6 protein-coding genes are annotated in these 8,108 nt (G+C 61.8%); 2 read left to right on the top strand and 4 right to left on the bottom strand.

The features are described from left to right. Nucleotides 1-33: 33 nt before the first annotated feature. The 4 genes from K9857_RS28630 to K9857_RS28615 form a co-directional block, all read right to left on the bottom strand. Entirely contained in the window at nt 34-588 is a 555-nt protein-coding gene (locus K9857_RS28630; RefSeq protein WP_224541672.1) for a tetratricopeptide repeat protein, read from the bottom strand. Nucleotides 589-814: 226 nt separating this feature from the next. Further along, entirely contained in the window at nt 815-2,098 is a 1,284-nt protein-coding gene (hemL, locus tag K9857_RS28625; protein WP_224541670.1) for a glutamate-1-semialdehyde 2,1-aminomutase, read from the bottom strand. 33 nt (nt 2,099-2,131) lie between these two features. Beyond that, nucleotides 2,132-2,755, bottom strand: a complete 624-nt coding sequence (gene thiE / locus K9857_RS28620; RefSeq protein WP_224541667.1) for a thiamine phosphate synthase — start codon at nt 2,753-2,755, stop codon at nt 2,132-2,134. Between the two features lie 18 nt (nt 2,756-2,773). Then, nucleotides 2,774-3,571: a hydroxymethylpyrimidine/phosphomethylpyrimidine kinase gene (locus K9857_RS28615; protein ID WP_224541665.1), complete on the bottom strand. Its 798-nt coding sequence runs from the start codon at nt 3,569-3,571 to the stop codon at nt 2,774-2,776. A gap of 375 nt (nt 3,572-3,946) precedes the next feature. Here K9857_RS28615 and K9857_RS28610 point away from each other — a divergent pair, with 375 nt between their 5' ends. After that, nucleotides 3,947-6,331: a hybrid sensor histidine kinase/response regulator gene (locus K9857_RS28610; RefSeq protein WP_224541663.1), complete on the top strand. Its 2,385-nt coding sequence runs from the start codon at nt 3,947-3,949 to the stop codon at nt 6,329-6,331. 74 nt (nt 6,332-6,405) lie between these two features. Continuing rightward, the gene (locus K9857_RS28605; RefSeq protein WP_224541661.1) at nt 6,406-8,055 is read left to right on the top strand and encodes an acyl-CoA dehydrogenase family protein; all 1,650 of its coding nucleotides are present in this window, start codon (nt 6,406-6,408) and stop codon (nt 8,053-8,055) included. The last annotated feature ends 53 nt before the right edge of the window (nt 8,056-8,108 follow it).

Genomic DNA, 8,108 nt, shown 5'->3' with positions numbered 1-8,108 from the left:
TGCTCGCGAAGGGGCCGGTATTAACGATGCAGATCAGGGCAATGGCGCAAAAGGCGTACGCCCATCGGCACTCTGCAGTTCCATCAGGTATTTGCGGAAGATCTGCCCCAGTACCTGAGTCGCGACTTCCAGTTCTTCGCGGGGCATTTTCTCGGTGACTTCGTCGGCGGTATCCAATGCGTCTTCAGCGCCGTTGACCGCCGCCATCTTCAGCAGGATGTATGCCTGAACGTTGTTGGCCGTTACGCCTTCGCCGTGGAAGAACATGGTGCCGAGTTTGAATTGCGCCTGGGCGTGGCCTTGCAGCGAGGCCTTTTCGAAATAGCTCAGGGCTTGATTGAGGTCGCGCGGCGCGCCTTTGCCTTCATAGTAGAACTCACCCAACTCGTATTGCGCCTGCGCATCCCCTTCATCCGACGCTTTCTGGCAGGCGGCGATGGCCTGTGCCAGATCTTGCGGCTGGGTATTGAGGGTGCAGCGACCCATCGCCGGGATCAACAACGAGTTACCGCCTGCTTGTGCGAGCGCGAGCAGGGGCTGAAGGAGCAACAGGCAGCCCATTGAAAGGGCGCGGCCGGTGCGGTTCATGGGAATCGACTTACCTCTGAAGGGCGCGCGGACCCAACCAGGGGATCCAATAAGCGCGCATTATGAAATAAGCAGGGCCAACCTTACAAAGTCTTTACTCGTTTTTCTGCTGCGCGGGAACCATATCGCCCGGTTTACTGGGGATTATGGGCAGATGAGTAGGAAAAAGCGCGGGGGTGTAGGAGAAAGCTGACGCTGGCATTAGCCAACGTCAGCGGCACAGCGTTTATTTCAATGCAGCGAAGGCGCGCTCGGCGGCGTCCAGGGTCAGTTTCAGCTCGGCTTCGCCGTGAGCGATCGAAGTGAAACCGGCTTCGAAGGCGCTCGGTGCCAGGTACACACCGCCTTCGAGCATCAGGTGGAAAAAGCGGCCGAACAGCGCAGCGTCGCTGGCCATCACGTCATCGAAGGTCACGATGTCGACGGCACCGCTGAAGTACAGACCGAACATGCCACCGGCCTGAGTCGTCACGAACGGAATGCCGGCAGCATCGGCACGCTGCTGCAGGCCGTCGAGCAGGCGAGTGGTGTAGTCGGTCAGTTCGGCGTGGAAGCCCGGGCGGCTGATCAGACGCAGTGTGGTCAGGCCGGCGGCCATCGCCAGCGGGTTGCCCGACAGGGTGCCCGCCTGGTAAACCGGGCCGAGCGGTGCAATGCGCGACATGATTTCGCGTTTGCCACCGAAGCAGCCTACCGGCATGCCGCCGCCGATGATCTTGCCGAAAGTGGTCAGGTCAGGGGTAACACCATAGTGCGCCTGAGCGCCGCCGAGGGCGACACGGAAACCGGTCATCACTTCGTCGAAAATCAGCACCACGCCGTGCTTGTCGCACAGGCTGCGCAGGCCTTCGAGGAACCCTGGGGCCGGCGGTACGCAGTTCATGTTGCCGGCCACTGGCTCGACGATGATGCACGCCACGTCCTGGCCGACTTCGGCAAGCATGTTTTCAACGGCGTCGATGTCGTTGAACGGCAGAGTCAGAGTGTGTTTGGCGAAGGCCGCCGGTACGCCGGCCGAGCTTGGCACGCCCTGGGTCAGCGCGCCGGAACCAGCTTTCACCAGCAGGCTGTCGGAGTGACCGTGGTAGCAGCCTTCGAACTTGATGATGCTGTCGCGACCGGTGAAACCACGGGCCAGACGGATCGCACTCATGGTCGCTTCGGTGCCGGAGCTGACCATGCGCACCATTTCCATCGACGGCACCAGGGAGCAGACCAGGTCCGCCATCTGGGTTTCCATCTCGGTCGGCGCACCGTAGGAGAGGCCGTGTTCCAGCTGCTTGCGCACTGCGTCCAGCACGTCCGGGTGGCTGTGGCCGAGGATCATCGGGCCCCAGGAGCCGACGTAATCCACATAACGCTTGTTGTCTTCGTCTGTGACGTAGGCGCCTTCGGCGTGCTTGAAGAACAGCGGCGTGCCGCCAACGCTCTTGAACGCGCGAACCGGAGAGTTCACGCCGCCGGGGATGTGCTTCTGGGCATTGGCAAACAGGGTTTCGGAACGAGACATGATCGGATTCTCGGAAGTCAGGAAATGGGCTGATTAAACACAAAGCAATTCATTGAAGGCGCGGGCCCGGCGGGTGACTTCAGCGGTGCTGTCGGCGCCGAACAAACCGTGAACCACGGCCAGCAGATCCACCCCGTGCGCCACCAGTGGAGCGGCGTTTTCGAGGGTGATGCCGCCAATCGCGCAGATCGGCAGATGCAACTGCTGACGCGCCTTGTCGAGCAGCTCGAGGCTGCAGGTCGGGGCGCCCGGTTTGGTGTTGGAGTTGAAGAAGCGGCCGAAGGCGACATAGCTGGCGCCTTCCTTCGCCGCCTGTTCGGCGAGTTCGAGTTGCGCGTGGCAGGTCGAACCGATGATCGCCTTCGAGCCTAGCAAGGCGCGGGTTGGCGACAGTGGACCGTCGGTCTGGCCCAGGTGCACGCCTACGTTCAGGCGCGCCGCCAGTTCGGCGTCATCGTTGATGATCAGGTGCGTCTTGTAGCGTTCGCACAAGTCCCGCAGTGCTTCGGCTTCGCGCAGGCGACGGGCTTCGTCGCTGCTCTTGTCGCGGTATTGCAGCAGGGTGACGCCGCCTTCCAGCGCGGCCTCGACATACGACAGGAACTTGCCGGCCAGCAGCTCGCTGTCGGTAATGGCGTACAGGCCACGTAGTTTCATCAGGCAGGCCTCTTGGCGTTACGAACAGAAGTCCAGTGGCAGGCGGCGCGGCACGAACTGGCCTTTGCCCAGCTGCTCGGCATCGCGCAGGGTGCGCCACGTGTAATCCAGTGCAGTCTGTACGGCGCTGGCGAGGTTTTCACCTTGGGCCAGACGACCGGCCAAAGCGCTGGCCAGGGTGCAGCCGGAACCGTGATAACTGCCGGGCAGGCGCTGGCATTTATAGGTTTCGCGCAGGCCGTCGCGGCTGTACAGGCGATTGTGGATTTCGGTTTCGTCGCCGTGGCCGCCGGTGATCAGCAGGTGTTTGACGAACGGCAGGAGTTTTTCAGCGCACTCGTCCGCGGTGCCTTCGGGCAGTTCGGCGAGGATTCGCGCTTCGGGAAGGTTGGGGGTGGCGATGATCGACAGCGGCAGCAGGCGTTCGCGCATGGCGTAGCCGACTTCGTCCTTGCCCAGCCGTCCGCCGCCGCCGGCGCGCAGCACCGGGTCGCAGACCACTGGCAGATGCGGGTTCGCGGAGAGCAGTTCGACAACGGTGTCGACCATTTCCAGGGAACCGAGCATGCCCAGTTTGACCGCGGCGACTTCGGAATCGTTGAGCACGGCATTGGCCTGGGCCAGTACCCACTCACGGTCGAGGACGCGGAAGTCAGTGACGTTGACCGTGTCTTGCACGGTCAGGGCAGTGACGGCCGGAGCCGCATGGCAACCCTGAGCGAGCAGGGCTTCGATATCTGCCTGCAAGCCGGCGCCACCACTTGGGTCGTGGCCGGAGAGACAGAGGACAACGGGGCGAGAGCTGTAGATATTCATGGTGCGCGAGCTTACCACCAGTCGACCAGCGAGTCATGAAGCCCTGTAGCAGTTGGCCAAGCCTGCATACGGCTGCGCAGCAGTCGTGAAATAAGGGCCTTCAGGTAAACCGCGAGCGCAGATTTGGCGACTGCTTCGCAGCCGGACGCAGGCTTCGCCAGCCGCTACAGGAATGAGTAAGCGCTCTAGTTCAATATTCGCCGCTGGAACGCCCGTTCTAGAGCCTTTGCAGGAAATATTTCTGTAGTGTTCAATGGCCATCAGCCGCTATGCTAGAGTGGATCCAAACCAATAACAGGAAACACCGGTTTTACGTCTGCTCAAAGGGAATGGGGGGCTTGCTGACCGAACCGGAAAGGCCACGCTGGGGCATAAATGCGCTATTTGCTGATGTTGCTGTTGTGTTTGCCCCTTTTGGCGAACGCCGTCGAGTTCGATGAGCTCACTCAAAGCCTCCCCCTGGGCCGAACCCTGCAAGTGTTCGAAGACGCCGATGGCCAGGCGACCATCGATGATGTGCGCAACCAGGCCGCTGCCGGCAACTTCAAACAACACGATAAAGCCACGCTCAACGCCGGATATTCGCGTTCGGCGTTCTGGCTGAAAATCGACCTGCAATACCGCCCGGCCAATCCGACGGCGCAACGCACCTGGCTGCTGGAGCTAGCCTATCCGCCCCTCGATCACCTCGACCTGTACCTGCCCGATGCTTCCGGCAACTATCAATTGGCGCGCCAGACCGGCGATGCGTTGCCATTCGACACTCGTGAGATTCGCCAGAACAACTACCTGTTCAATCTGACGTTCGCCCCTGACCAAACGCAAACCGTCTATCTGCGCCTGCAGAGTCAGGGCTCGATTCAGGCTCCGGTCACTTTGTGGTCGAGCACTGCGTATCTCGAAGATCAGCCCGTGCGCCTGTACGTGTTGGGCCTGATCTATGGCGTACTGCTGGGGATGCTGGTCTACAACCTGTTCATCTACCTCAGCGTGCGCGACACCAGCTACCTCTACTACATCTTCTATATCGCCTCGTTCGGCTTTTATCAGCTTTCGGTGAACGGTGCGGCAGTGCAGTATTTCTGGCCGGACAGCCCATGGTGGGCCAACGCGGCGACACCGTTTTTCATCGGCTGCGCCGGCTTGTTCGGCAGTCAGTTCGCCCGCAGCTTCCTGCAGACAGCCACTTTCAGTCGCTGGCTGGATCGCCTGTTGCTGGCGCTGGTGCTGTTCAGTGCGCTGGTGGTCGGGTTGTCGCTGATGACCAGCTATGCCCTGGCCCTACGCCTGGCGACGGCCCTGGCGCTGACCTTTACGGTGGTGATTTTTTCCGCGGGGATCTTCGCCTGGCTTCGTGGGCTGCGGGTTGCGCGCTACTTCATCATTGCCTGGTCGGCGTTTCTGCTTGGCGGCATCATCAATACCCTGATGGTGCTGGGCTACCTGCCGAACGTGTTCCTGACCATGTATTCCAGCCAGATCGGTTCGGCCATCGAAGTGGCGCTGCTGTCCCTGGCCCTGGCCGACCGTATCAACGCCATGCGCGAACAGCAGGCGCAGACGCTGCAGGATGCCGGGCAAAAACTGGAAGTGCTCAACCAGCAACTGGCACGCAGTAATCAGCTGAAGGACGAATTCCTCGCGACCCTGACCCACGAGCTGCGCACGCCCATGAACGGTGTAATCGGTTCGCTGGAACTGATGCAGACCGTCGAGATGGATGCGGAGCTTGAGCAATACCAGCAGACCGCTGCCGGATCGGCGCGGGACATGATGCGCATGGTTAACGGCATCCTGACGCTGACCGAGTTGCAAGCCGGCAAGCTCAGCGCAAGTGCATCGAATTTCAGTCTGCGTGGCCTGGTCGACGCTCTGCGCATGCAGTTCGACGGTAACGCGAGCGGCAAGTCGCTGGACTTCAAGGTTGATGTGGCCCCGAACGTGCCGGATCGCTTGTATGGCGACAACCTAAAGCTGGCGCAATGCCTGGAATGCCTGCTGGATAACGCGATCAAATTCACCCGGGTCGGCGGTGTGGCGCTGCGGGTGACCGCGAAAACGATCAAACCGGATCGACTGGCGCTGACCTTTGCCGTGATCGACACCGGTATCGGCTTCACCGATCTGGGCGAGGCGACGATGTACCAGCGCTTCTTCCAGCTCGACGGCTCTATGACCCGCGAATACGGCGGTCTGGGTGTCGGCCTGGCGATCTGCCGACAGTTGATCGAACTGCTCGGTGGTCGCCTGACCCACCGTTCCGAGCCCGGACGCGGCAGCCGTTTCCAGCTGGATGTCGAAATTGCCATCCCGATCACCGAATCCTCCGCCGGGCCGTTCATGACCCGGGAATTCCCACGCTTGCGCCTGCCTCAGGACTGCAAGGTGCTGCTGGTGGACGACAACAACATCAATCAGTTGGTCATGCGCGGCATGTTGCTCAAGTTGGGGTTCCGCGTACGTACCGCCGACAATGGCATCGCCGCCCTGGACCTTCTGCAGCGGGAAACCTTCGATGCCGTGCTGCTCGATTGTCAGTTACCGGCGCTGGATGGCGTGTCGATCTGCTGCCAGATCCGTGCCTTGCCCGGCTGTGCTGAATTGCCGGTGTTCTTGATTGCCTTGAGCGCGGATCGCGAGCGCTGCCCGACCGGTGCGCTGATCGATCACTTGAGCAAACCGGTGAAATTCGAAGATTTGCAGGCGGCGCTCTATCGCCGCGTACTCTGCGCGCAACAAGGCGAAAGCGCCGGCAGTTAGGCACATATGACACTTTGAACGACCAAGGGGCGGTGCTTAACTGAAGTCCCTTGGCTGACCAAAGGAGCCGCGCCATGAACCTGCATCAGTTCGCCGAAACCCACGAAGTGACCAATCAGCCACCGTCGCTGGATGGCGCCAACCTGTATCGCATCGATTTGCCTTTGCAGGAGTGGTCGCGGCGTTTCGGAGCCGGCTGGGCCGAGTCGCGGATCGAGGCTTACGGCGCCCTGGCCGGCGGACCGCTGATGGAGGCGGGGTTTCTCGCCAACCAGAACAAGCCGGTGTTCAACAGTCATGACCGTTATGGCCATCGCATCGATCTGGTGGAATTTCATCCCGCCTATCACCAGTTGATGCGCACGGCGGTCGAACATGGCCTGACCTCGCTGCCCTGGGCGCACCCGCAGGACGGCGCCCACGTCGCCCGCGCCTCCATGACCTATCTGCACAGCCAGGCCGAAGCCGGCAGTGGCTGTCCGTTGACCATGACCTTTGCCAGCGTCCCGGCGATGCGCCTGCAGCCGGATCTGGCGCAGAAATGGCTGCCGAAGATCCTCGCCACCGAATACGACCCGCGCAATGTCGGCATGGCGCACAAGGCCGGTGTGACCATCGGCATGGCCATGACCGAGAAGCAGGGCGGCACCGACGTGCGGGCCAACACCACCAAGGCCTTCCCGGTGGGCGCCAGTGGCCCCGGCCAGGCGTATGAACTGGTGGGGCACAAGTGGTTCTGTTCGGCGCCGATGTGCGACGCCTTCCTGACCCTAGCCCAGACCGACAAAGGCCTGACCTGCTTCCTGCTGCCGCGCCATCGCCCGGACGACACGCGCAACCAGTTCTATATCCAGCGCTTGAAGAACAAGCTCGGCAACTGCTCCAACGCCTCCAGCGAAGTGGAATTCCGTGGGGCGCTGGCGTGGATGGTCGGTGAGGAAGGGCGCGGCGTGCCGACCATCATCGAGATGGTCGCCATGACCCGCTTCGATTGCATGGTCGGCTCCAGTGCATTGATGCGCCAGGCCCTGACCCAGGCCAGCCATCACTGCGCGCACCGTTCGGTCGGCGGCAAACTGCTCAGCGAACAGCCGTTGATGCAGAACGTGCTGGCCGATCTGGCGCTGGAAAGTGAAGCGGCGCTGGCCTTGAGCCTGCGCATGGGCCGGGCGCTGGATCATCTGGACGATTCCCAGGAGGCAAAATTCGCCCGGCTGGTGACGGCGGTGGGCAAGTACTGGATCTGCAAACGCGCCCCGGCCATGATCAACGAAGCTGCCGAATGCATGGGCGGTGCCGGTTACGTCGAGGAGAGTATCCTGCCAAGGCTGTACCGCGAAGCGCCGGTCAACTCGACCTGGGAAGGCTCCGGTAACGTGCAATGCCTGGACGTCCTGCGCGCCCTGTCGAAAGAGCCGGGCGTGCTGGATGCGCTGTTCAACGAGATGGGCGACGGCCATGGCGACAAGCGCCTGGCGGCGCACATCAGCCAGTTGCAGGCGGCGTTCAAGGACACCAGCGACATCCAGTACCGCGCCCGGCAGTTGACCGAGGACATTGCGCTGGGGCTTCAGGCCAAGTTGTTGCTGGAGGCGGGGAATTCGGCGGTGAGTGACGGGTTTATCGCCAGTCGGTTGGGATCGGCGGGGCGTGTGTATGGCGCGTTGCCGCGAGGTTTGGATGTAGACGCGATCGTTTCTCGTTCGACTCCGCAAGGCTTCTGATCACGCCTGATCAAACACTGCAGACCCCTGTGGGAGCGGGCTTGCTCGCGAAA

The sequence above is a fragment of the Pseudomonas sp. REP124 genome (assembly GCF_020164475.1).
GTDB lineage: Bacteria > Pseudomonadota > Gammaproteobacteria > Pseudomonadales > Pseudomonadaceae > Aquipseudomonas.
Note: the sequence above shows the minus strand (reverse complement) of the source record. Positions and strands in the feature narration are given on the sequence as shown.

Excerpts from the sequence above, each read along its gene's own strand:
- K9857_RS28610 (WP_224541663.1), top strand. The coding sequence starts at position 3,947 with ATGCGCTATTTGCTGATGTTGCTGTTGTGTTTGCCCCTTTTGGCGAAC.
- hemL (WP_224541670.1), bottom strand. The coding sequence starts at position 2,098 with ATGTCTCGTTCCGAAACCCTGTTTGCCAATGCCCAGAAGCACATCCCC.
- K9857_RS28605 (WP_224541661.1), top strand. The coding sequence starts at position 6,406 with ATGAACCTGCATCAGTTCGCCGAAACCCACGAAGTGACCAATCAGCCA.
- K9857_RS28615 (WP_224541665.1), bottom strand. The coding sequence starts at position 3,571 with ATGAATATCTACAGCTCTCGCCCCGTTGTCCTCTGTCTCTCCGGCCAC.
- thiE (WP_224541667.1), bottom strand. The coding sequence starts at position 2,755 with ATGAAACTACGTGGCCTGTACGCCATTACCGACAGCGAGCTGCTGGCC.
- K9857_RS28630 (WP_224541672.1), bottom strand. The coding sequence starts at position 588 with ATGAACCGCACCGGCCGCGCCCTTTCAATGGGCTGCCTGTTGCTCCTT.